Below are 22,547 nucleotides of genomic sequence, written 5' to 3'. Positions count from 1 at the left end.
GAGCGCCATATGTAACACCTTCCCTGATGAGAATGATTTTCATTTCCAAGGAAAGTGTATCATGTTCGATAATCATTTTCAATACGAGAGGCCTATTTGTCAATTTTCTTTAACATTTGCGGTAAAAATCGTTTCGGCCGTCCATTCGTTTTATCGTATTCAGCCAGCTTTCTTAGTGCTTCTTCCTCGGCTGGAATTCGGACGGAGAGAATAATGGCATTCAATACAGCAAAGACGGCAGCTGTTATATAGGCTTCGAACAGCAAAGGGATCACAAGAAGCTCAATGGTTACAATTGCATAATTGGGATGCCTAATAAACCTGTAGGGACCCTTTCTTACAATATTTGCGCCTGGAAGAACAATGATTTTTGTGTTCCAGTACTTTCCTAGTGAGGAAAGCGCCCAAATTCGCCCAACCTGCGTGAGGATGAATATCCCGAGCAAAATCGGCCACAAAGGGGAAGGACCCCTTTTTAGCGCCCATACTTCCAGAATGAGGGCCAAAAAGAAACATGTATGCATCAAGACCATCCACGGATAATGCGCCTGCCCGAATTCAAGCGCACCCTCCCGTTTCATTCTCCTTTCATTTTTCCGCGCAATGATCAATTCGGTAATCCGCTGAAAAATGACGAACCCAATAAATGTGGTGAAGAGGTTCATTCCTTCCACCTCATTAACAATAGTTCCGAACTGAAACCTGGCCCGAGAGCGCCAGCGAGGCCATATTCGCCAGCCAATGGATTCAGTTCCATGTGTCGCTTCAAAACATAAAGAATGGTCGCGGATGACATATTCCCGAATTTGCTTAGAACTTCCCTTGATATTTCCATCATCTGTATATCGATTCCTAGGGAGTTGGCATACGCGTCAAGAACCTTCTTTCCGCCAGGATGGGCAATGAAATACCGAAGCTCCCCGATTTCGATGCCCTCCATTTCCAAAAAGGCACTGACATTCGGCTGCAGCCAACTTTCTATTATTGTGGGAATATCGCGGGAGAAGATAACATAAAGCCCTTCGTTTTTAATATCCCATCCCATGACGTCCAATGATTCAGGCATGAGCGTCGATTGGGTCGCGGTGATTTCCGGCACCCTCACTGCATGAAGATCGTTTACTGCATCACCACAAACAAGCGCGCAGCTAACCCCGTCCGCGAATAGGGAAGTCCCGACAAGGTTGCTTTTGGAACGATCATTTTTTTGGAACGTCAGGCTACAGATCTCAACGCTAAGAACAAGTACTTTTGCGTCCGGGAACGCAAGACAGTATTCGTATGCCCTTGATAGACCTGCAGCTCCCCCGGCACAACCGAGTCCCCAAATAGGAATCCGTTTGGCATAAGGCGAAAAAGGCAGCTTGTTCATAATTCTTGCATCGATGCTCGGTGTTGCCAGCCCGGTCGTTGACACAAAGAACAACGCGTCAATTTCCTGGCATTCAACCTGTCTTTTTAAAAATGATCTGTTTGACAGGCAATTGACAATGGCCTTGGTCCCAAGCTCCACGGCCGCTTCAATATAGGCATCGTTCTTTTCCTTGAAGGAGCGTTCCTCCCTGAACCAATCAATATCCTTTACGAACCTCCTGCTCTCGATTTGGCCATTCTCGAAAATCTTCAATAACCGTCCAATATCGTGATAAGATTCCGAAAACAACTCCCTGGCAAATTCGACTGCATGTTCCTGTTCGACCTTATATGGAGGCAGCGCTTCCGCTATTGAAATGACTGCTGGCATCGTCCATTCTCCTTCAACTCTTGTAAGGGTATTTTCTCCCGGATCCGGTTAATTATTCCGGAACGGCTACTAGCCTATTCCCTATTTTGAAAGAAAGTATACGAGCCATGTTAATTGTGTTAAAAACAAAAAAAGCCCCCTCTTTATAAAAAGAGGGAGCAATTTGTTTTGAAGGGTTGTTGTGCTACTCCATTATACCAAATTCATAAGCTGCCATCATCGGCCAATCATTTCCAGAAAAAAACTAGAATCCCTGAATCGTCATTCCGCCATCGACAAACAAAGTCTGCCCATGGACGTAGCTGCCCGCTTCAGAAGCCAGGAATACAGCCGGACCCGCCAATTCAGGAAGTTCACCAATCCGCTTCAATGGCGTTACATCGAGTATATCCTTTACATAGGAAGGGTCTGCGAGGAGTTTTTCCGTTAAAGGTGTTTTAAAATACCACGGCCCGATTGCATTGACATTGATGTTGTATTTTCCCCATTCAAGTGCCAGGACCTTAGTCATCTGGATGAGCGCCGCCTTGCTTGCCGCGTACACGACTCCTGTCCTGAGCGCGACATGGCCTGCAACGGATGAAACAGAAATGATCCTTCCCCCTGTTTCCTGATCCTTCATTACCTTCCCGGTTTCCTGGGCCATCATAAAAGCAGATTTCAGATTCGTATTCATAATCGTTTCCCATTCATCATCGGTTACATCAAGCGCCTTTGAGCGAATATTCATCCCCGCGTTGTTGATGAGAATATCGATTGATCCCCATTCTTCCTTTACAGTTGTTACCGCGCGAAGCGTATCTTCCCTTCTTGTCACGTCCGCGGGAATGACCAGGCTTTTCCGGCCGTGGCTATCTATGATTTCCGCTGTTTCTTCAAGGTCGGAAACGGTACGTGAAAGGATTGCCACATCTGCGCCGGCTTCAGCAAGGGCAGATGCCAGCGCCCTTCCGATTCCCCTTCCCGCACCCGTCACTATGGCTTTTTTTCCATCCAGCCGAAACGAAGGTAAATACATCTTGCTCATCCTCCCTTAGTTTTGTTTATCATTTCGATTATTTCACCCTTAGCTTTCCTGGTAGGCTTGACTCTCTCATTATAATGAATGAAAAAGGAAAAAGCACCGAATAATCGGTGCCAAAGATTAATCCTTATCCTGTTTTTGGACCTCAATCCAAATTTTATTGGAGGCAAGCGATCCGCAAATCCTGCAGGCTGTTTTTTCATTATAAATCAACCTGCATTTTTCACAGTAGTATTTCTCCATTTCCCCCAGTCCTTCCTTTGTTTGCTTACAGTTTATTTTCTCTCTTCCTCTTTTGTTCTTGAAATCGTTTTTTTGCGCTCTTTGAGGACATTCAACAACTTTTCTCACCCTTTTTGTTTCATGTTCAATTTTTAGACACAATTCCCCTATTAAAAAAGTGATTTAAATCACTGTTTTGACGGTTTTCTCCTATTACCATAGTGATTAAGCAGGTATGTATAATTTGTGAACATTCGGAAACCCATATTTTACTTTTTTTATAGTTTTGTATTATGAAGTAAGTACTTATCGAATTTTTCAACTTTTTGGGAGGAGAGTGCTTGGGGATGGCAAAAACAGAATTAGCAAAGACAGGTAAGAAAGTAAAGCACAAAGTCCAGGATTCGGAACCAGTCCTGAAGGGGACCCTTTTATCGGTTTTCCTGCTAGGGGCGTTTTTAATTGTGACTTGGGCAGGGGTCTACTTCTTATTCCTTGACCGCTTTTAAAAAAATAGAAAGGGGGAGCATTCATGCACATTCATAAGTTTGAAAAAATTTGGCTTACATTTGGTACCGCCACTCTCGTCATGTTCTTATCCGTTGTTGGGGTCAGCGCTTTCTATATGGGGAACCAGCCGCCAAGCTGCAACTTGACCATTGACCCTGAAAAAGTGGACACGACCGAACCGTTCGACAAACCGGGATTGACTAAGGTAGAAGGTAAGGAATGGGATTACCAGCTCGTTTACGTTGCCTCGGCCTTTTCCTATAATCCAATGAAAGTACAAGTTCCTCTTGGGGCAAAAGTTAAAGTAATTGCAACAACCAAGGATGTCATCCATGGATTCCAGGTTGCCGGCACAAATATTAACATGATGCTTGAACCCGGCTATGTAAGCGAGTTCACGACTACCTTCGACAAACCTGGTGAATACCTTGTCGTCTGTAATGAATATTGCGGCACAGGGCACCACTTAATGCAATCCACAATCGAGGTGACTGAATAATGAACGATTCCACTATCCAAACAAAAGTCGACCCGCGGGATGCAAAGCTTTCCATGGCCCACCTTTATGTCGCATTCACAGCCCTTGCACTTGGCGGCCTAATGGGCCTCTTGCAAGTTTTGGTTAGGTCCGGGAAATTTCAGCTTCCATTCGGGATCGATTATTATCAAGTATTGACCGTACACGGCGTTTTGCTTGGCCTTGTCCTCACTACTTTTTTCATCATGGGTTTCCAGACAGCGGCGGTGAGCCGGACTGCGGGCACGATGTCTAATGGGGCACGAAAGGCAGGCTGGATCGGCTTCTGGCTCATGACGATCGGAACCGCAATGGCGGCAACGATGATTCTGTTAAAAGAAGCCACCGTACTGTTTACGTTTTACGCACCATTGATGGCCCATCCGATTTTCTACATTGGCCTTACGCTTGTCATTGTCGGAAGCTGGGTAGCCGGAGGGGCTCTTCTGGGAACTTACGGCAAGTGGCGCAGGCAGAATCCTGGAAAAAACAGCCCTCTTTTGACTTTTATGGTCGTTGTAAATACTGTCATGTGGATTGTCGCGACCCTGGGTGTCGCCGCCACGGTTCTGTTGCAGCTTTTGCCATGGTCGCTTGGAATCGTCGACCGGGTCGATGTGCTCGTCAGCCGGACATTGTTCTGGTATTTCGGCCATCCGCTCGTGTATTTCTGGCTTTTGCCCGCATACATGTGCTGGTATGCAATCATCCCTAAAATCATCGGTGGGAAAATCTTTTCTGATTCATTGGCTAGGCTCTCATTCCTATTATTCCTGCTCTTTTCGATTCCTGTTGGTTTCCATCACCAGCTTGTTGAACCGGGAATTGACCCTGCCTGGAAGTTCTTGCAGGTTGTATTGACATTCATGGTCATCATCCCATCCTTGATGACTGCTTTCTCAATGTTCGCGACATTTGAGAAAACCGGCCGTTCCAAAGGTGCAACGGGATTGTTCGGCTGGGCGAAAAAACTTCCGTGGGGCGACGCGAGATTCACAGTCCCGTTCATCGGAATGGCGGCTTTCATCCCTGCCGGTGCGGGCGGTATCATCAACGCGTCGCACCAATTGAATCAGGTTGTCCATAATACGATCTGGGTAACAGGCCATTTCCATCTGACGCTTGCCACAACGGTTGTCCTGACTTTCTTTGGAATTTCATATTGGCTTGTTCCGCATTTGACAGGCAGGAAACTGACGAAGACTATGAATAAATTGGCCATTATCCAGGCGTGGGTCTGGGCCGTCGGCATGACGTTCATGTCGGGCGCCATGCACGCTGCGGGCCTTTTGGGAGCTCCTCGCCGGTCTGCCTTCTCTGAATATGGCGGTTCTGCCCAGGCAGCCGAATGGATCCCTTACCAGGTTGCCCAGGCAATCGGCGGTTCTATTTTGTTCATCGGCATCATTCTCGTATTGATTATATTCATTAACCTTGCTTTCTTCGCGCCTAAAGGGGACGAAGAATTCCCTGTCGGCGAAGCAGAAGCGGCAGAAGCAAAGGCGCCAGCAGTTTTCGAAAACTGGAAGCTGTGGCTGGGCATCACCGCGGCGTTAATCCTATTCGCCTACACAATTCCGCTCATTGATATCATCCAGAATGCGCCAATAGGTTCGAAGGGCTGGCAAACGTGGAGTAAATGGTAGTCTAGATTTTAAAACTAGGACAGGAAAGGCTCCGGTCACATTGACTGGAGCCTTTTCTTATTCGGACGGATGTTTTCAAAATTCAGATTAGTTGCAGATACGGCGAGGAGGATGAGAGCGGAACCGATGATTTGCAGGATGCCGATCCCCTCCCCATAGAGGAAAACCCCAAGCATTGTCGCCACGATCGGTTCAACAGTCGCGATAACCGCCGCTGTGCTGCTGTCTGTTTTTTCAAGTCCCTTCGTGTACATAAAATAGGCCAAAACTGTCGGGATAATCCCTAGGCCCGCGCCATAAAGGAGTGAGTCTCCAGTTAGGACAACGTCAGCCTTTTCCCAAAGGCGGGTTAACGGGAGGAGGAATAAGGCGGCTGTCAAAAACGTGTAAAACGTAATCGTAAATGGCTTATACTTGTTTAACGCCGCTTTCCCAAAAATGCTGTAAAGCGCATAGCCCAACCCTGCCCCAAGGCCAATTAGAAGCCCGGTTGCGGAAACGGTGGCAGAATCCCCTCGGAAGCCGGCAACAAGGACACATCCGACAAATGTTCCCGCGACAGCCAAAAATTTAGTTTTCGTGAACTTATCCCTAAAAACAAAATAGGATAATATCGACACAAAAATTGGCGACGTATACAATAAGATAACCGCGAGCGATACATCCATCAAGTTCAGGGCGGTAAAATAGCACCAATTAAAGAACACGATGCTGAAAATACCCGTCCCAATGAACAGCCAACTGTCCTTTATCCGAATCGCCATTTCATTCCTGTATTTTATGCCTCCAATCACAGCTAATAGGATTGCCGCAATAACGACTCTGATTGTGACGATTTCCATCGAGCTAAAGCCAACTTGGGCCAGCCCCCTTACAAAAATTGCAATACAGCCCCACAAGGATGCGCTGGCTGCGATTAGCATAAGCGGAATGTACTTTTTCAACAAAAGGCACCACCAATCAGTGAAACACTAATCATTTATAGTTAGGTCATATACACCGCTGTATTTTTCATAAAGGTATTTAATCAGATAATCTGGATTCAGCCCTTCCCCTGTCGCGTCATGAAGGATTTCAAGCGGTTTTTTCACTTTTCCAAAGGTATGGACATGCTTTGTAAACCACTCCTTAATCGGAAGAAAGTCGCCCTTTTCCAACATGCTTTCAAAATCCGGCATTTCTGTTTTAAGCGTATTCCTGAACTGTGCAGCGTACATGTATCCAAGGGCATACGAAGGGAAATAGCCGAAAGAGCCTCCTGACCAATGGACATCCTGAAGGACTCCTTCCGCATCGTTCCACGGCCGGATGCCCAAATACTCCTCGTATTTTCTATTCCAGACCTCCGGAAGATCCTTTACTTCGATTTCATTGTTGAAAAGCCCCTTTTCTATCTCATAGCGGATAATGATGTGAAGGGGATACGTTAACTCGTCTGCTTCAATCCTGATAAAGGATGGCTTTGATTCATTGACCGCTCTGTAAAAATCGTCCACCGAAACCCTGTCAAACTGCCCATCCGCATATTTTTTCAACAAATCGTAGTTGCTCTTCCAAAACCCGAGGCTCCTGCCTATAAAATTTTCGTAAAAAAGCGACTGCGATTCATGGATGCCCATGGAGGTGCCAGAGCAAAGCGGTGTCCCGATCAGTTCCTTGGAAATATTCTGTTCGTACAGCGCATGGCCGGCTTCATGGATTGTCCCGAAAACCGCTGTGCGGAAATCATTTTCATCATAATTTGTCGTTACCCTAACATCCCCTGGATTCAGTCCTGTCGCGAAAGGGTGTACGGTTTCATCAAGCCTGCCTGCATTGAAGTTATAGCCAATTTTCTTGAGGACTTCAAGGCTGAAATCCTTTTGCGCTTCTTTCGGGAAATAGTGGAAAAGGAACCCTGTTTCGGGCTTATTGCCCGATTTGGCTATTTCGCTTACCAAAGGGACAATTTTATCCCGGATTCTTGCAAATACATTGTCAAGAACCTCAACGGTAACCCCAGGCTCATACATGTCAAGGAGCGAATTATATGGGTTGCCGCCGTGGCCCCAATACTCGATAAACTGCTTGGTGATGGCGACCAGTTTTTCCAAGTAGGGCCTGAACATTTCAAAATCCGAAGCCTTCTTTGCTTCCTCCCAGACCGATTCCGCCCTTGCCTGGAGAACGACATATTCCCTGAACAGGTCTTCGGGTATCTTCTTGTTGCGGTCGAAGTTCTTTTTGCACTCTTCCAAGACTTTTTTTGTGATGTCTCCGGGCTCACCACCGGATAGTTGTTCTATGTATGCTGCCATCTTATCTGATACCGACATTTTGAAAACTTCACTTTGAAGCACGCCGATTACTTCGGCACGCTGAACATGCCCTTCCCTCGGAGCCCCGGTCCGCAAATCCCAATAAATAAGGCCAAGCGCTTCGTTGTAGGCCGCCATTTTCTTTACGTATTCGAGGAATTCTTTTTCTATTTCCGAAATTTTATTGTCCATACCAAAACCCCTTTGCAGTTAATTAATCCATTTTATCATACTTTTGCAAAAATTCCGCAAGCGAAAAACGCTGCGGATGGTGTTGTCCGCAGCGCTTTATGTTTGAATTCCTGCTATTTCTTTTTAATAGATACCTTCCAAGTTTCCGGCCCTTCTTCAAGGTACTCCCATTCAAAAGCCTCTGGGCGCTCCATCATGAACTGATAAAGCAGCGGCCTTGGATCATGGTCATTAACGATTTGCATGAATTCCCCATTATTTAACTCATCAAAAGTCCTGAAAATCGTCGGGTGTTTTTCACGCGGGGGATAATCTGGGACATTTACTATAGCTGTATAAGTAATCATTGTTTTCACTCCTGTTATATTATTTAATTCTTTTCCATTATATTTTCTGAAAACCCTCAATGTTGTGCGGCTCATCACACATACAAAGTGATATATATTTTTTTCAGCTGTTTCCTCGCGACTCTTACAAAATTAGTCTTCATCTTCGGCGGCTAACAATCCAAGCCCAATCGAAATTTCAGAGGATCCATAGTAATAGCATGGCTTTTTCACACAAAGTTCAAATGTTGTTTGATATGTATGATGGATATCACACACCCGATTTTGGACCCCTGTTACACTAGGGTTATCAATAATTAGATAGGGTAAAAGGTGAAGCCGATGAAGAGGACCGATATTATTAAACGGCTGGCTGCAGTTCCGATTTTCAAGGAATTGAATTTCTGCGAACTTGAAGAGGTTGTCAAGATCGCCATCGCCCGTTTTTACAAGAAAAAGGCATACGTCTTTATGCAGGATGACCCTCTGGACCGGGTGTTTTTTATCCATACGGGAAAGGTCAAAATTTACCGGACAGATTCTGCTGGCAAGGAACAAATTATTTCCGTGTTAGAGCCAGGCGAAATGTTTCCGCATGCGGGCTTTTTCAGGCAGGGGGATTTTCCTGCTCATGCTGAAATCGTTGAAAAAGCCGAATTGATTGTCGTTCCGATTAAGGAATTTGAAAAGCTGCTTTTATCATATCCCGAACTGAGCATTAAGCTGTTCAAGGTTCTTGGGGAAAAAATCGTCGACCTCCAGGCACGGCTTGAAGCGCAAATCCTCCACAATACGTATGAACAAATCATTCTCCTCCTTCTGAGACTGACAAAATCCAATGGGGTTGGGAAAGATGGCGTTTACCAGTTGACAACACAATTTACCAACCGGGAGTTGGCCAATATGATTGGCACGACAAGGGAAACCGTTTCCCGTACGGTGAACCACTTAAAGAAAAAACAGCTGCTGCGGCAGGATGAGGAAGGCTTTTATTTAATCGACAGGGATGCACTCCAACAGGAACTTTTTTAAAAAGGAGAGATAATCATGGACCAAAAGATTGTAGAGCTTGATGTACGAGAAGATTTGAAAAATAAACTTGAGCCTTTTCAAAAAATAATGGATGCGGTTCTGGGGCTTGAGGAAAACGATGTTTTCATTCTACATGCACCTTTCAAGCCTGTTCCGTTATTTGCTGTGATGAAGGCGAAAGGGTTTTCGCATGAGGAAGAGGAAATTGAGAAGAAACACTGGAAAGTCACTTTTACGAAAAAGGGTGGTCAAAAATGATTCTTGATAACCGAGGGCTTGAGCCTCCACAGCCGATGATGAGGACATTGAAGGCTTTGGAAAAACTCAAAGATAACGAAACATTGACGATAATCAACGACCGCCGGCCAATGTTCCTTTATGAACAGCTCGAGGAACTCGGCTTTAACCAGCGGACTGAAGAACAAAACGACGGAAGTTTTAAAATAGAAATCTTCCGCTAGAGGAGGATGCATCATGCTTCAACAACATACAGGGAATGAAACAGCCATTAGGCTGCCGTTTGCTTTTATTTTGTCTGGCCTGGCAGCATTGATTCTATCACAGGCAATCTTGCTTATGAATGGAAATTTGGTTTCTGATGGGATTTTCCGGATACCGCCCGTCTGGTCAGCGGCCCACCTCCTGCTCTTAGGGTGGGCGCTGATGACTGCAATGGGAGCAATGTACCAGCTTGTACCGGTGGCTTTCCTAACGCCGATTTGGAGCGAAAAATTTGGCTATATCCAATTTACGGCCACCTTTTTCGGAATCGGGATTTTTTCAGTGATGCTTTATGTAAATCCTCCCAAGGCGTTTTTGCCCGGAGTCCTCGCGTTGGCAGGAATACTGATGTTCATTTTCCAAATGATTATGACACTCAGGAAACAAGCGAAGCCCAGTATCCTGACCTTATTTGTTGGCACCGCGCTATTCTGCCTGCTGACGACGATTGTTCTTGGCATTTTGATGGCATGGTTTATTAAAACTGGTGACGGGTCAGCCATTTACGGGGCTGTTTTTAATAGCCATCTCCTACTTGGGACTGCAGGCTGGTTTACTTTATTGATATTCGGTTTTTCCTATAAGATGGTTCCAATGTTTTCTCTATCTCATGGCTATGATATGAAAATGGCAAAAATCGTCTATGTCGTATATTCACTGGGTCTCGCCGCTCTACTAATTTCCTTTTGGGCCGAAAATGCCTTTTTGGCAGGCACGGGCCTTGCAATCCTAGCCGCCGGATTTATCCTCTTTTCTTGGCATATAAAGCATATTATCAGCAAGAGAATTAAGAAAAAGCTTGATAAGCCTTTTATTTTCGCGCTGCTAGGAATTGCCTTTGGCGCAGCTATCCATGTGGCGGCATTGGCAGCCTGGATGTCAGGTTCTTTTTCCAGCCTGATCGGCCCACTTATTTATCTTTATATCTTACTGTGGATTGCTTTGAGCATTTTGGGCTACCTGTATAAAATCGTGCCCTTTTTATGGTGGACACATAAATACAGCGGTGAAATTGGAAAAAAAGCGGTTCCTTCACTAAAGGATATGGTCAGTGACAAATCGGCGGTGCCCTTGTTTTCGATGCTGGCGGCCGGATCTCTAATTGTGTTTAGTTCCATTCTCACAAAAATAGCCGCCCTTTTTTACATCGGCCAAACAGCCGTTTCAATTTCACTTCTGGCAATGAGCGTGACAATTATTCTAGTGTTAAAAAAATAAAGGGGTGTTTTCTTATGGCAATTACAGATAAAATTCGCGAGGAACTTAAACATGTGCTTGATCCCGAGCTGAACATTAATGTTGTGGATTTGGGCCTTATCTATGGAATTCATATGGCTTCTGAAAGGGATGCGGAAATCACAATGACCCTGACGACTCCAGGCTGCCCTCTCCATGACAGCATCACCTCGGGCGTAAAACACAGAATCGAAACGATGGAAGAAATCGACACGGCTGTCATCCACCTTGTTTGGGAGCCGGCATGGTCCCCTGAAAATATGTCGGAAGAAGCATTGAAACAGTTAGGGAGATAAAATAAAAAAATGAAGGCCGGGAGTCCAGGGTTTTCCCCTGTTCCCGGCCTTATCTTATCGCGGTATTTGCCGCTAGCGCCTGCTTCCAGTTCCTGTCCGCTTCCTGCAGTTGAAGGATTGTATTCACCTTTGAATTGGCATCCTGGTTCAGTATTTGCTGTGTAGCCTCAATCGCCTTGGCAATTTTAGCGAAGTCAAGCGGTTGATACATGTTTCCATTCCCTCCCGAATAATGTAGGATGTCTGTATTCTATTCGGTGGTCACCAGGAATATTCACATATCCATATAAAATTTCCGCTACTCGCCGCGGGGCGGCCTTGGCCCCCAATACTGATAATAATCCGTTTTAATAAAACCATTGAAAAGCTTTCGTTTTTTTGTTGCCGGCTTTCCGTAAAACTTTTCAAAGTCCTCATGGGCCGTCATTATATACTTGCTCCATGTCTCAAGCTTGCCAAAAGCTTCGCCCATTTCACGATACATTTTTTCAACCGCGGGCCTGTCCCCCAGCCGCTCCCCATAAGGAGGGTTTGCGACAATAACACCATATTGCTTGTCGGAAGTCAGATCGCGAACCTGCATTTGCTTGAATGAAATCAATTCGCCAAGCCCTGCTTCAAAAGCATTCCCCTCAGCAATCTTAATCATCCTGTGGTCGATATCCGAACCCGAAATATCTAGCGGCTGATCATAATTGGCCATATCTTCGGCTTCCGTCCTCGCTTCATCCCAAATCCTTTCCGGAATCCAGCCCCATTGTTCGGAAACAAATTCCCTATTAAACCCAGGAGCAATGTTTTGGCCAATCAGTGCAGCCTCTATTGGAATCGTTCCCGATCCGCAGAACGGGTCTATGAATGGTTTATCAGCCGTCCAGTTCGTCAGCAGAACCAAGGATGCCGCAAGGGTTTCCTTCAGCGGCGCTTCTCCCTGTCCCGCGCGGTACCCCCTTTTATGGAGCCCCGCTCCGCTCGTATCAATCGTAAGCGTTGCAACGTCTTTCAGGAGTGAAATTTCAATTTTAACCAATGGCCCTGTTTCTTCAAAACGGGTCGTTCTGCTATAAGCCTTTTTCAGTCTTTCGACAATTGCCTTTTTCACAATTGCCTGGCAGTCGGACACGCTGAAAAGCTTCGATTTTACAGATTTCCCACTTACAGGAAATTCAGCATCCTCTGAAATGAATTGTTCCCATGGCAGCGCTTTTGTTTTTTCAAATAATTCATCGAAGGTAAACGCCTTGAATTCGCCAGCCTTTATTTTAACCCTGTCGGCTGTCCTAAGCCAAAGGTTGGCCCTCGCAATCGCTGCTTCATCACCCGTAAATGTAACCTTGCCATTTTCCGTGCTTCCTTCATATCCTAAATCCTTAACTTCCTTGGCAACAAGCGCTTCCAGCCCCATTGCCGCGGTTGCGATTAGTTGATATTTGCCCATTTTCTCACCTTACCTTGGTATGTATGCTTAGTATGTTAACAGGATTGCATAAAAAACTTCAAAAGTCCACCTCAACCGAAGAAGGACTGGGGCAATTCCCTTGGGAGAGAACATGGGCAACTTTGGAATTTGTCGCTGTAATTTACCCTTGTTAGTGTGCAAATGGGAAACCTTAGACTCTGTCGCCATGATTTAGCGAGATAGATTCTTAAAAGGTATCGCTCATAGCAGGATGAGTGACAAAGATTTGGCCCAAAGCTGAAAATGTGTCGTACAAATCAGTTTGAGCGACAGAAATTTGACCAAAAGCCGGAAAGGTGTCGCACAAAACCGGATGAACGACAAAGATTGGCCATAATCCTTAAAAGGTGTCGCACAAATCCGTTTGAGCGACAGAGATTTGGCCAAAAGTCGAAAAGGTGTCGCTCAAAACCGGATGAACGACAAAGATTGGCCGAAATCCTTAAAAGGTGTCGTACAAATCAGTTTGAGCGACAAAGATTTGCCCAAAAACCGAAAAGGTGTCACTCAAATTCCGTTAATCGATAAAGATTTTATAAATCTATGTTCGGTGTCCAAACATGAGCAACTTCCAACTTGGATAATGACGCCTTAACATAAACTAACTAAAGTGATAATTAATAAACATTTTCGAAACTATATTATCCCACAAAAAAAGCTCCCCATCTACGGAGAGCCTTCGTTTCTATGGCAATTTCCACTAATGCGTTCTGTAAGCCATGTTCTGTACCATTGTACTGCAAGCGACATAGGTCTCGTACTCCGGCGGTAATCATCTATCTACAGGCATTCGCCTGTCCTTCTCCCTCGTTGAATTCCTTGGAGAAAGCGCCCCTACCATAATTTGGGTTTCTCGCTCGTGGGGTTTACCTCGTTCCACCCTTCGCATTTCTTTGAAGGCTACGTCACTGTGGCACTTTTACAGGTATTCATGCCATATCCAATGGACTTAGGCATTTTCCCGGCCGTCAGCCCAAACAGGCTGCCCTGGCTTATTTTTTCGCCAGGCACGAACACTACAGGCATCTCAGCCTGTGCGAGCATGGACTTTCCTCTGCAGCGGAAACTGCAGCGATTACCCGAACGCGATTAATGGACAATATCTATTATAGAAATATCCATCATGAAAAGCAATGGTTTTTAGAGGAAACGCTGGCAGCTTCCTTTAATCATACAATTTATTTCCAAAAACATGCTTTTCTAGGTTGGAAAGACGTTTAAGTATATCGAAGTTGGTCGTGCCGGCAGGCTGTACAGGCTGCTGCGAAGCCCTTCTGGATGTTTCCTCAAGCTGCTTTTTAAGGCGGAGGTTTTCCTGCTGGAGTTCTTCAATTTCCTGGTGGAAGGTTTCATAATCCTTAATAATCAAATCAAGGAATTTATCGACGTCCTCCTGCTTATAGCCGCGCATGGCAGTCTTAAATTCCTGTTCCAAAATATCTTTTGCCGTAAGTTTAATTTTATCCGATAACATTTCATTCACCTCAGGCTTCGCCAATCATTACATATCATTTTTTCAAAAATATCCCCTTTTGTCAATTCTTCTAGTGTTTGACCAATTACAGCCATTGTAACAAAAGCAAAAGGATTTAAAAATCGTACCGCTTCATCTGTTCTTCTTCAACAATCTCTTGCAGATCGTAGAAAGTAATCAGCCGTATTGGATATCCCTCTTTCCGCTGGGCCATTTCGTAGATGAATTTGGGGCTCCCTTCCTTTTCTGGGTCGTACAATAGAAGAAGCGAATCACTTTTTTCGATAAAAAACTGATTTTTAAGCCTGAATTGGACAGGGCTTTCATAGTTCTTTCTTGTAACAGAATCCACATATTCCGCCCCGAGCAGAATGGACTCATACCATTCCCTGTTTGCTTCATTCCATTTTTCCTCCTGGTTTAGGAAAGGGGTGATGACTGCAAGCTTGAGTTCCGGGTACCTCTCCTGGAGCTCAAAAACAGCCTCCGCCGCCCAAAGTTCCGCGCCAAGCTGGCCGCTGATTAATACCCATTCAAGACCGGATTCGGCCATTCCCTGCAATTCCTTCCTAAAGGCGGCACGGATAAATTCCGCTGAAGGGTGGTCCTTTTTAAAAATGCCCAGTTCAAAAGGCTTATAGCCTGAGATTGCCACTACCTTGGACAGAAAATCCGCCTCCTTTTGTAAAGTATATTCTCGTATAAATATAAAATAATCGGAAAGAACAATAAAAAGGGCGTTTTTCCCGCCCTTTCAAGAATGAACCCCTCGCCTTGCCCCTAATAAAAATTCCATGGACCGCCTTCCCGCCTTGCTGGCCTGAAGCTGTGGACCGGCGGAAGATGCAAAGAACTGTATTGCTGCGGAAAATAATGTTCATGGATAATCCGCTGATGGTTCACCGTTATTCCATGGACAGGATGGATATGGGGAATGACTATGGTAGAATATTCATGGTTAACATGCAATGGGGCAGCGGGGAAAAACCCGTTTGCGTTGCCTGGCCTGCCATACATGGCAATCACTCCTTTTCCAAGGTGTTAATAGCCTATGGCAGTATTGCGCAAAACGCGCTAAGGAATTGACCCATTTACATGAGAAATGCCAGGAAACTTTCCTTCATATTCGTGAAAATGATCGCCGTCAGGCAGACTACGATAAAAAATAGACATAAGATTGCTTTATACATGAAACCAGCCCCATTTATGTTGATTAATGTCGAAAATACCTTCCCAAATTTCAATTCTACAGCCGTTCGCCATCATAAACAACTAATAAATTGGGAATTTCACAATAAAATTCCGAAATATTTATGACACGCTTTTTTAGCCTAGCGGTTTCTTCCTCCCAAACAAAAAGAGGCCGCTCATTCAGCCCCTTAAACATTGCTGCTCCTTTTGCCTAAGCCACATTTTCCAACAAGCCTTGCTTCCCTGTGAACCAGTTCCCCTATACTGGCCTTGCCAGTTGATAACCTGATTTCTTCTACCTCGAAAAGGGAAATGGCCTTTCTGCAAAATTCCAGGCCCTTTTCAAAATTTTTATCGCGATGTTCGAGTATTTTTGCCACCTCAATGCACCCTTCAATCGCAAGGCTTCTATCCGCCGAATTTGCCAGAGAGCTAAACAGTTCCAACGCGCCCTCCCAATTCCGCTCCTTTTTTAGCGCATATGCGAGGGCTAGCCTTGAGCGGTCCGCTTCTTCACCTTTCCCGTCAATTAGTTCAGTAAAAGCCTTCACCGCTTCACCGTGGTTGCCAACCGACGAGAACCATTTTCCCACCTCAAAGGCTTCCCGGTTAGTCCGATCTTCGTCCACCCCGCAAATCTGAAATGTCAGGTGTGCGTATAAAGTAACCAGGGAAAGAATATCTAGCTCATTATGCTTCATAATCCCGAGCATTCCTTCAAGCCGGCCGCTCTCTACAAAATCAAAATAAATCATCGGCGCGAGAAATCCGGGTATATCATCTACCCTCTCGACTCCCAGCACTTCCTTTTCCACGACAGAAAGCTTCATTCGGTCAAGACGATGTTTCCAAAGCCTCCTTGCGGCATGGTACAAATCAAAATGGCCGAATTGGGGGAGCTTCGGAACATGGTCCCTGACAAGTGTGTGCCTTGTCTTTACTTGTGGCCAATCAAAGGATTTTCCGTTATAGGTAACAAGTGTCCGGTAATTAATGTTTTCCAAAAAACTTTGATACAAAGGTACTTCCGCTCCGGGATTGGGCAAGATATGCTGCCTTAATAAAAGGGAATTTCCCTTGACATACGCATAGCCGAGCAGAAAGATTGTATTGCCCGTCCCGCCGCCGAGGCCTGTTGTTTCCGTATCAAAAAAGAACAACTCTCCCGGGGAATGCCCGGCCGAAGAAAGAGGATGTTCAATCCCTGTCTTTTCCCAAATAGCCGTTGCCTTGATGAAATCGGAAAATCTGTATTTCCCATGCTGATGTGATAGCGGATAAGCAACCTCCTTTATTAGACAGTACTGGCCATCAAAATGGTAGGTGCATACCCCGGCCTTTGCCCAATCGTCCTTAAAAGGAACTTCATGGGCCGGCCCCTTCTGCTCTTCAATTTGCCGCAAAGGCTCATTGCCAGTGGAAAGATGCGGTTTCAACCGGTTCAATTTGTTTTTTAGTGACATCTTCCTAAATCCGTTCCTCCTTGGCCGAATCGAGATATACACCGATTATGTTCAATGCGTCCTTTTTGGCCGTTATAGCCGAGGTGTCCATGCCTATGCAGGACGGACACCCGCTTTCACATCGGCAATTGCTGATCAGTGAACGGGCTTCTTCGAGCACTGTCCCGATTCCAGAATAAATTTTATCGCTTAGCCCGATTCCTCCAGGGTAACGGTCATAAAAGAAAATCGTCGGCTTTTCATTATGGTCTGCCTTTACCTGCGGTACAACATGGATATCCTGTGGATCTGCCATTACGAACAAAGGCGCGATATGGGAAAGCGCATGGGCGGCGCCGACCAGGCCCTGCTCAAGCCGTTCATGCCCCATCCCATCAAGCGGCTCGAGAAGGGAAATCCAGGCTGCGTTTGTGTGCAACTCCGCCTCAGGGAGAAAAATCGGTCCGGAGCCTATGTTATCATGCGTTTCGAACTTTATTTTCTTAAAAATGGTCGCCATTGCCCTAACGCTGACATCGCCATAGCCAACCTCTGCGCCCTTCCGTTCCGAAATTCTGTCCACTTCCAAAACCTTCAGCTGGACGGCCAGATTGGCGTCGGTAAAGTAATCAACGTCGACTTCCCTTACAAAAGCCTTTTTCTCGTCCCAATCAAGCTTTTCAACCTGATATTGGATTCCCTGGTGCAAATAGATCGCTTCGTCATGAAGGAGTGTCATGGCTGAAAAGGTGTCCATTTCCCCAATTACTTTTACATGGGCGACATCGGATTGGTCAACGATAATGACATTTTCCTGGGATGCGGATCTAAGGCTTATGTTATGAGCCGGGAATGAATCATTCATCCAATACCATTTGTCTCCGTTTTTATAAAGCACCCGTTCCTCTGTTAAATATTCAAGCAGTTCTTCCGTTTCAAAGCTGCCAAAAGATTCTTCTTTTTTAAAAGGGAGCTCATAGGACGCGCATTTTAGATGGTCGATCAGGATGATCAGGTTATCCGGATTGATCCTTGCCGTTTCAGGGCTTTTGTTGAAAAAATAATCAGGATGCTGGATTACATATTGGTCGAGCGGGCTGGAGCTGGCAACCATGATAACAAGCGATTCACCATGCCTCCTCCCAGCCCTTCCCGCCTGCTGCCAGGCGCTTGAAATGGTACCAGGGTAGCCTGTCATGATGCACACCTGGAGCTGCCCGATATCAACCCCAAGTTCAAGGGCGTTTGTGCTCACAACACCGTAAATTTCCCCGGTACGCAGGCCTTTTTCAATACGGCGCCTTTCGGTCGGCAGATAACCGCCCCTGTAGCCCATGATTGATTTCGGCCCAAGCTGGTTTTTAACGAGTTCTTGTAAATAGGTTAAGATAATTTCAACCCTCACCCTGCTCCTTGCAAAAACAATCGTTTGAATTTTATTTTTTAAAAGCTCGCCCGCTATCCTCCTCACTTCAAGCGTGGCGCTCCTTCTAATGTTGAGCGGCTTATTGACGATCGGAGGATTGTAAAATACAAAATGCTTCCGGCCTGTCGGCGCCCCGTTATTGTCAATCAACTCCATCTTTGTTTCCGTCAAGGCCTCGGCAAGCTCAACGGGATTAGCAATCGTTGCAGACGTGCAAATAAAAACAGGGTCGCTCCCGTAATAATTGCAAATCCGTTTCAGCCTGCGTATTACGTTCGCGACATGGCTGCCGAACACCCCCCTGTATGTATGCAGCTCATCAATGACGACATACTTCAAATTCTCAAACAAAGAAACCCACTTTGTGTGATGGGGCAAAATGGCGCTATGAAGCATGTCCGGGTTTGTAATGACAATATGTCCCGCTTTCCTTACCCGCTGCCTGATGTTCGCCGGGGTATCGCCGTCATACGTATAGCTGTTAATATCCAACCCGGCTTCCTGTATGAGCTCGTTGATTTCGCTTTTCTGGTCCTGAGCAAGCGCCTTTGTTGGAAACATATAAAGGGCACGGGTGTTTGATTCGTTGATAATCGTGTCAAGTACCGGCAAATTGTAACAAAGCGTCTTTCCCGAGGCGGTCGGCGTGACGGCTACAATATTCTTGCCAGCCCTTGCTTTTTCAAAAGCCGTCCGTTGGTGGGTATAAAGCTCCCCGATACCCCTATTCTGCAGGGCATCCTTTAAATGCTGATTTATATTTTCCGGGAGCGGTACTGTCCTCGCCGGTTTTTCATCTATTGTGTGCCAATGGACAATATTTTCTTTATACTCTCCGTCCAGCTTAAGTTTTTCGAGTATTTCCTGAAGGTTTTTCCTAAGGTTCATGTTCATCCCCCCCATATTCCTATTCTAGCGAATGGACGTTCGTTTACAAAGCAAAATCTTTCTATTCCCGGAAGATTCCAACAGGAAAATAAAACCAGGTAAAATTGACTTTTTTCTCTCGAAGTAGCCAATTCCTTGCAATCTGGTAAAATACTAAGTAGAAAGCAAATTCTTGAGGTGAAGAAGTTGAAAGCCGAAACAATTAAAAAGGTTTTGTCTTGGTTTCCTATCTTCCGGGAACTTGAAGATCATGAATTGGATAAAATCGCCGAAATCTCCCTTTCCAGGGAATTCAGCAAGGGAACTCATGTGTTCATGCAGGACGATCCCCTGAAAAATGTCTACTTCGTTTCCAATGGTAAAATTAAAATTTATAAAAGTGATGTAAATGGCAAAGAGCAAATCGTTTCCATTCAAAAAAAAGGGGATATGTTCCCGCATGTCGGGTTTTTCCGGAAGGGAGCCTATCCTGCTTATGCGGAAGTGCTCGAGCCGTCGACTCTTGTTGTTGTCCCGATTGCAGAGTTCGAAAAGGTCCTTATTGACAACCCTGAGCTTTGTATCAAACTGTTCCGGGTCCTTGGAGAGAAAATAGTCGATTTGCAAAACAGGCTTGAAGAGCAAATCTTGAACAATACAAACGAGCAAATCATCAAATTGCTAGTCAGGCTAGGAAAAAATCATGGCACTGTACAGCCGGACGGCGCGATTTTTCTGAAAGCTGAATTCACGAACAGGGATTTGGCCAATATGATTGGCACGACCAGGGAAACCGTAAGCCGAACTTTGACAAAACTGAAGAAGGATAACCTGATTAAAGTGGACAGCCGGGGAAATATGCACTTTAGTCCGGAGAGCCTCCTCGAGGAAATTTATTAACCACGGAAATCCACATGAGAGATAGAATCGGTAAAATCCAAAAAGAATGCCACTCAAATCTTGTTAAGTGGCATTGATCGAGCGGCTAAAATCCGAATACCACGCCAATCAAATCATTCAAAGAGGGCAAATCTTGTGGATCTGGCTTAGACGAACGTTTTACTAGTTGTCCGCAAAGATAATCCTGATAAGCACAAAAACCGCAGGCATTATTGGCCTGCGGTTTTTTATACGGGGTTAAAAGCCCAATTGTTTAACGTTTTATCCTATTTCACTTCAGATAGCTGAAGCATTTCATTCATGTCTTCCTGGGCATTGCCAATCAGTTTTAGATTGAATGCATTTTGAAGCACTTCAAGAACTCCAGGCGAAATGAATTCCGGCGGTTTCGGTCCGATGCGGATATCTTTGATTCCCAAGCTGAATAATCCAAGCAAAATGGCAACCGCCTTTTGTTCAAACCAGGAAAGGACAATGCTGACCGGCAGTTCATTTACTTCACATCCAAACGCATCCGCAAGCGCGAGTGCAATCTTTACCGTCGAACCGGAATTATTGCACTGGCCTAGGTCGATATAACGTGGAATATTTGTGCCAGGCACTACGCCATAATCCACATCATTGAAGCGGAACTTGCCGCAAGATGTTGTTAGGATTACTGTTTCCGGCGGCAATGAAGTCGCAAGTTCACGGTAATATTCCCCGCCTTTGCCTGGCGCATCGCATCCAGCTATTACAAAGAACCGTTTGATTTTACCTTCTTTAACGGCGGCAATCACTTCCGGTGCAAGGCCAAGGACAGTTTCATGGTGGAAGCCTGTAAGGAGGGTTTCATCCGATTCGATTGCAGCTTCCGGGAGTTCCAGCGCCCTTTCAATCAGCGGACTGAAATCGTCATTTTCGATTTTCCGGACATTTTCAAGGCCGGCCACTTCATACGAAAACATCCTGTCAGCATAGCTTCCTTTGATTGGCATAACACAGTTCGTAGTGGCAAGTATCGCACCCGGGAACTTTTCGAAAAGTCGGCGTTGGTCATACCAGGCCTTCCCGATATTGCCTTTCAAATGGCTGAATTTTTTCAAAGCAGGATATCCGTGGGCTGGCAGCATTTCCGAATGGGTATAAACATTGATGCCTTTTCCTTCCGTCTGGCGCAGAAGTTCCTCAAGGGCAAAAAGGTTGTGGCCAGTTACAACAATCGCTTTTCCCTCGACTTTGTTCTGGCTAATCCGGATTGGTTCAGGAATGCCAAGGCGCTTCGTATGGGCCTCATCGAGCATTTCCATTACACGAACTGCGGAACGGCCAACTTTCATGGCCATATCAATATGTTCCTCTACTTTAAAGTTTGAATTTGTCAGCGTCAGGTAAAGTGCCTCATGAGTAACTGCATCAACGAATGGATCTGTATAGCCAAGCTGGTTGGCATGCGTCCGATAGGCAGCGATTCCCTTTAACGCGAAAATGATGGTGTCCTGAAGGCTGGCAATCGTCTCGTCCTTACCGCATACGCCGATGACTTTGCAGCCTCCACTCGGAGTTTGTTCACATTGATAACAAAACATACTGTTTCCCTACTTTCTTCGATAACTACTATCCTAGAATAATACGGTGCACACTGAGATTCCTGTGACAAACATCACATATTTTCGAATGTCAAAAATCGTTCATACTTCCCTTCGATCGTTTCACTTCTTTCTTGGAGCGTACATAGGATGTGGTAGAAAACCTGTGGAAGTGGGGGAACCAATATGCCTGAAGACGATTTACAGAAAAAAAACAATGAAAGAAAACCGGCTAGGGTGCCAACCGACCCTTTTGATACAGTTATCCGCTCATTCAATGACTTTTTTCATTACCCACCTGTAAAAGGTTTTTTGCAGTCAATTGATGAGTTTTTCCAAATGCCGTTTTCAGCTGTCCCTTTTCATGTGGATGTGGAAGAAACGGCTCAAGAATACATCGTTACCGCTGAACTCCCGGGGGTTGCCCGGGAACAAATACAAATTGGCATCTTCCGGGACCGTGTTGTGATTGCGGTGGAAAATCGCGAGGAGCTTACCAAGTCCGATGATGCTGATGGAAGTTTTAGGCGGAGGGTGACGAAAAAACTTGATTCAAGGTCAATATCCTTTCCAAAAGCGGTTCTCGAGCAAAAGGGAAAAGCAACCTTTCGGAATGGTTTATTGACGATTCGCCTTCCGATTGACAAAGGCAAACAGCTGCGGATTGAAGGATAAAA

At 45.5% G+C, this 22,547-nt stretch carries 26 protein-coding genes and 1 other RNA gene; 11 read left to right on the top strand and 16 right to left on the bottom strand.

Annotated features, from left to right (window positions below; genetic code table 11):
- Nucleotides 1-92: 92 nt before the first annotated feature.
- The 4 genes from RB160_RS08730 to RB160_RS08715 form a co-directional block, all read right to left on the bottom strand.
- Complete coding sequence (locus tag RB160_RS08730; protein WP_316569851.1) at nt 93-665, bottom strand: isoprenylcysteine carboxyl methyltransferase family protein; 573 nt, start codon at nt 663-665, stop codon at nt 93-95.
- Entirely contained in the window at nt 662-1,744 is a 1,083-nt protein-coding gene (locus RB160_RS08725; protein ID WP_316569850.1) for a type III polyketide synthase, read from the bottom strand. Before RB160_RS08725 ends, RB160_RS08730 begins: the two co-directional genes overlap by 4 nt.
- Nucleotides 1,745-1,988: 244 nt before the next feature.
- Complete coding sequence (locus RB160_RS08720; RefSeq protein WP_316569849.1) at nt 1,989-2,762, bottom strand: SDR family NAD(P)-dependent oxidoreductase; 774 nt, start codon at nt 2,760-2,762, stop codon at nt 1,989-1,991.
- Between the two features lie 126 nt (nt 2,763-2,888).
- Nucleotides 2,889-3,119: a hypothetical protein gene (locus tag RB160_RS08715; RefSeq protein WP_316569848.1), complete on the bottom strand. Its 231-nt coding sequence runs from the start codon at nt 3,117-3,119 to the stop codon at nt 2,889-2,891.
- A gap of 218 nt (nt 3,120-3,337) precedes the next feature.
- Here RB160_RS08715 and RB160_RS08710 point away from each other — a divergent pair, with 218 nt between their 5' ends.
- Genes RB160_RS08710 through RB160_RS08700 form a run of 3 tightly spaced genes read left to right on the top strand, consistent with a single transcriptional unit; the run spans nt 3,338 to nt 5,663 of the window.
- On the top strand, nt 3,338-3,499 hold the full coding sequence (locus RB160_RS08710) for a cytochrome c oxidase subunit 2A (protein WP_316569847.1): 162 nt from the start codon (nt 3,338-3,340) through the stop codon (nt 3,497-3,499).
- A gap of 23 nt (nt 3,500-3,522) precedes the next feature.
- Nucleotides 3,523-3,999, top strand: coding sequence for a cytochrome c oxidase subunit II (locus RB160_RS08705; protein WP_316569846.1), 477 nt, complete (start codon nt 3,523-3,525; stop codon nt 3,997-3,999).
- Nucleotides 3,999-5,663, top strand: a complete 1,665-nt coding sequence (locus tag RB160_RS08700; RefSeq protein ID WP_316569845.1) for a b(o/a)3-type cytochrome-c oxidase subunit 1 — start codon at nt 3,999-4,001, stop codon at nt 5,661-5,663. The genes RB160_RS08705 and RB160_RS08700 overlap by 1 nt, the downstream gene beginning before the upstream one ends.
- A gap of 35 nt (nt 5,664-5,698) precedes the next feature.
- Here RB160_RS08700 and RB160_RS08695 read toward each other — a convergent pair whose 3' ends face one another.
- From RB160_RS08695 to RB160_RS08685, 3 genes are all read right to left on the bottom strand, one after another.
- On the bottom strand, nt 5,699-6,607 hold the full coding sequence (locus tag RB160_RS08695; protein ID WP_316569844.1) for a DMT family transporter: 909 nt from the start codon (nt 6,605-6,607) through the stop codon (nt 5,699-5,701).
- 27 nt (nt 6,608-6,634) lie between these two features.
- Nucleotides 6,635-8,152: a carboxypeptidase M32 gene (locus tag RB160_RS08690; RefSeq protein WP_316569843.1), complete on the bottom strand. Its 1,518-nt coding sequence runs from the start codon at nt 8,150-8,152 to the stop codon at nt 6,635-6,637.
- A 113-nt stretch (nt 8,153-8,265) separates the two neighbouring features.
- A complete protein-coding gene (locus RB160_RS08685; RefSeq protein ID WP_316569842.1) occupies nt 8,266-8,499 on the bottom strand; it encodes a DUF2249 domain-containing protein in 234 nt (77 codons plus the stop codon).
- A gap of 321 nt (nt 8,500-8,820) precedes the next feature.
- Between RB160_RS08685 and RB160_RS08680 the strand changes: the two genes are divergently transcribed.
- Genes RB160_RS08680 through RB160_RS08660 form a run of 5 tightly spaced genes read left to right on the top strand, consistent with a single transcriptional unit; the run spans nt 8,821 to nt 11,543 of the window.
- A complete protein-coding gene (locus RB160_RS08680) occupies nt 8,821-9,510 on the top strand; it encodes a Crp/Fnr family transcriptional regulator (protein ID WP_316569841.1) in 690 nt (229 codons plus the stop codon).
- Between the two features lie 15 nt (nt 9,511-9,525).
- Nucleotides 9,526-9,768, top strand: a complete 243-nt coding sequence (locus tag RB160_RS08675; protein ID WP_316569840.1) for a DUF2249 domain-containing protein — start codon at nt 9,526-9,528, stop codon at nt 9,766-9,768.
- Complete coding sequence (locus RB160_RS08670) at nt 9,765-9,971, top strand: DUF2249 domain-containing protein (protein ID WP_316569839.1); 207 nt, start codon at nt 9,765-9,767, stop codon at nt 9,969-9,971. The genes RB160_RS08675 and RB160_RS08670 overlap by 4 nt, the downstream gene beginning before the upstream one ends.
- Nucleotides 9,972-9,984: 13 nt before the next feature.
- Nucleotides 9,985-11,229, top strand: a complete 1,245-nt coding sequence (locus tag RB160_RS08665) for a hypothetical protein (protein WP_316569838.1) — start codon at nt 9,985-9,987, stop codon at nt 11,227-11,229.
- Between the two features lie 14 nt (nt 11,230-11,243).
- Complete coding sequence (locus RB160_RS08660; protein WP_316569837.1) at nt 11,244-11,543, top strand: metal-sulfur cluster assembly factor; 300 nt, start codon at nt 11,244-11,246, stop codon at nt 11,541-11,543.
- A gap of 49 nt (nt 11,544-11,592) precedes the next feature.
- Here the strand turns inward: RB160_RS08660 and RB160_RS08655 are convergent, their stop codons facing one another.
- On the bottom strand, nt 11,593-11,754 hold the full coding sequence (locus RB160_RS08655; RefSeq protein ID WP_316569836.1) for a hypothetical protein: 162 nt from the start codon (nt 11,752-11,754) through the stop codon (nt 11,593-11,595).
- Between the two features lie 87 nt (nt 11,755-11,841).
- Nucleotides 11,842-12,981: a THUMP domain-containing class I SAM-dependent RNA methyltransferase gene (locus RB160_RS08650; protein WP_316569835.1), complete on the bottom strand. Its 1,140-nt coding sequence runs from the start codon at nt 12,979-12,981 to the stop codon at nt 11,842-11,844.
- A 385-nt stretch (nt 12,982-13,366) separates the two neighbouring features.
- On the opposite strand from RB160_RS08650, the gene RB160_RS08645 reads away from it, so the two are divergent.
- Complete coding sequence (locus RB160_RS08645; RefSeq protein WP_316569834.1) at nt 13,367-13,597, top strand: hypothetical protein; 231 nt, start codon at nt 13,367-13,369, stop codon at nt 13,595-13,597.
- 113 nt (nt 13,598-13,710) lie between these two features.
- Here RB160_RS08645 and rnpB read toward each other — a convergent pair.
- The 6 genes from rnpB to RB160_RS08615 form a co-directional block, all read right to left on the bottom strand.
- Nucleotides 13,711-14,089: RNase P RNA component class B (rnpB, locus tag RB160_RS08640), an RNA gene on the bottom strand.
- A 78-nt stretch (nt 14,090-14,167) separates the two neighbouring features.
- Nucleotides 14,168-14,476 (bottom strand): cell division regulator GpsB, encoded by a 309-nt coding sequence (gene gpsB / locus RB160_RS08635; RefSeq protein ID WP_316569833.1) that lies wholly within the window; start codon nt 14,474-14,476, stop codon nt 14,168-14,170.
- Between the two features lie 115 nt (nt 14,477-14,591).
- Nucleotides 14,592-15,143 (bottom strand): SLOG family protein, encoded by a 552-nt coding sequence (locus RB160_RS08630; RefSeq protein ID WP_316570048.1) that lies wholly within the window; start codon nt 15,141-15,143, stop codon nt 14,592-14,594.
- A 113-nt stretch (nt 15,144-15,256) separates the two neighbouring features.
- Nucleotides 15,257-15,493: a CotD family spore coat protein gene (locus RB160_RS08625; RefSeq protein WP_316569832.1), complete on the bottom strand. Its 237-nt coding sequence runs from the start codon at nt 15,491-15,493 to the stop codon at nt 15,257-15,259.
- Nucleotides 15,494-15,855: 362 nt separating this feature from the next.
- Nucleotides 15,856-17,130, bottom strand: a complete 1,275-nt coding sequence (locus tag RB160_RS08620) for a ribonuclease H-like domain-containing protein (RefSeq protein WP_316569831.1) — start codon at nt 17,128-17,130, stop codon at nt 15,856-15,858.
- A 4-nt stretch (nt 17,131-17,134) separates the two neighbouring features.
- Entirely contained in the window at nt 17,135-19,423 is a 2,289-nt protein-coding gene (locus RB160_RS08615) for a DEAD/DEAH box helicase (RefSeq protein ID WP_316569830.1), read from the bottom strand.
- 186 nt (nt 19,424-19,609) lie between these two features.
- Here RB160_RS08615 and RB160_RS08610 point away from each other — a divergent pair, with 186 nt between their 5' ends.
- Nucleotides 19,610-20,302, top strand: a complete 693-nt coding sequence (locus RB160_RS08610) for a Crp/Fnr family transcriptional regulator (protein ID WP_316569829.1) — start codon at nt 19,610-19,612, stop codon at nt 20,300-20,302.
- Nucleotides 20,303-20,568: 266 nt separating this feature from the next.
- Here the strand turns inward: RB160_RS08610 and hcp are convergent, their stop codons facing one another.
- A complete protein-coding gene (gene hcp, locus RB160_RS08605) occupies nt 20,569-21,870 on the bottom strand; it encodes a hydroxylamine reductase (protein WP_316569828.1) in 1,302 nt (433 codons plus the stop codon).
- A 186-nt stretch (nt 21,871-22,056) separates the two neighbouring features.
- Here hcp and RB160_RS08600 point away from each other — a divergent pair, with 186 nt between their 5' ends.
- Nucleotides 22,057-22,545: an Hsp20/alpha crystallin family protein gene (locus RB160_RS08600; RefSeq protein ID WP_316569827.1), complete on the top strand. Its 489-nt coding sequence runs from the start codon at nt 22,057-22,059 to the stop codon at nt 22,543-22,545.
- The last annotated feature ends 2 nt before the right edge of the window (nt 22,546-22,547 follow it).

It is taken from the genome of Neobacillus sp. YIM B06451 (assembly GCF_032667185.1).
Classification (GTDB): domain Bacteria; phylum Bacillota; class Bacilli; order Bacillales; family Cytobacillaceae; genus Bacillus_D.
Note: the sequence above shows the minus strand (reverse complement) of the source record. Positions and strands in the feature narration are given on the sequence as shown.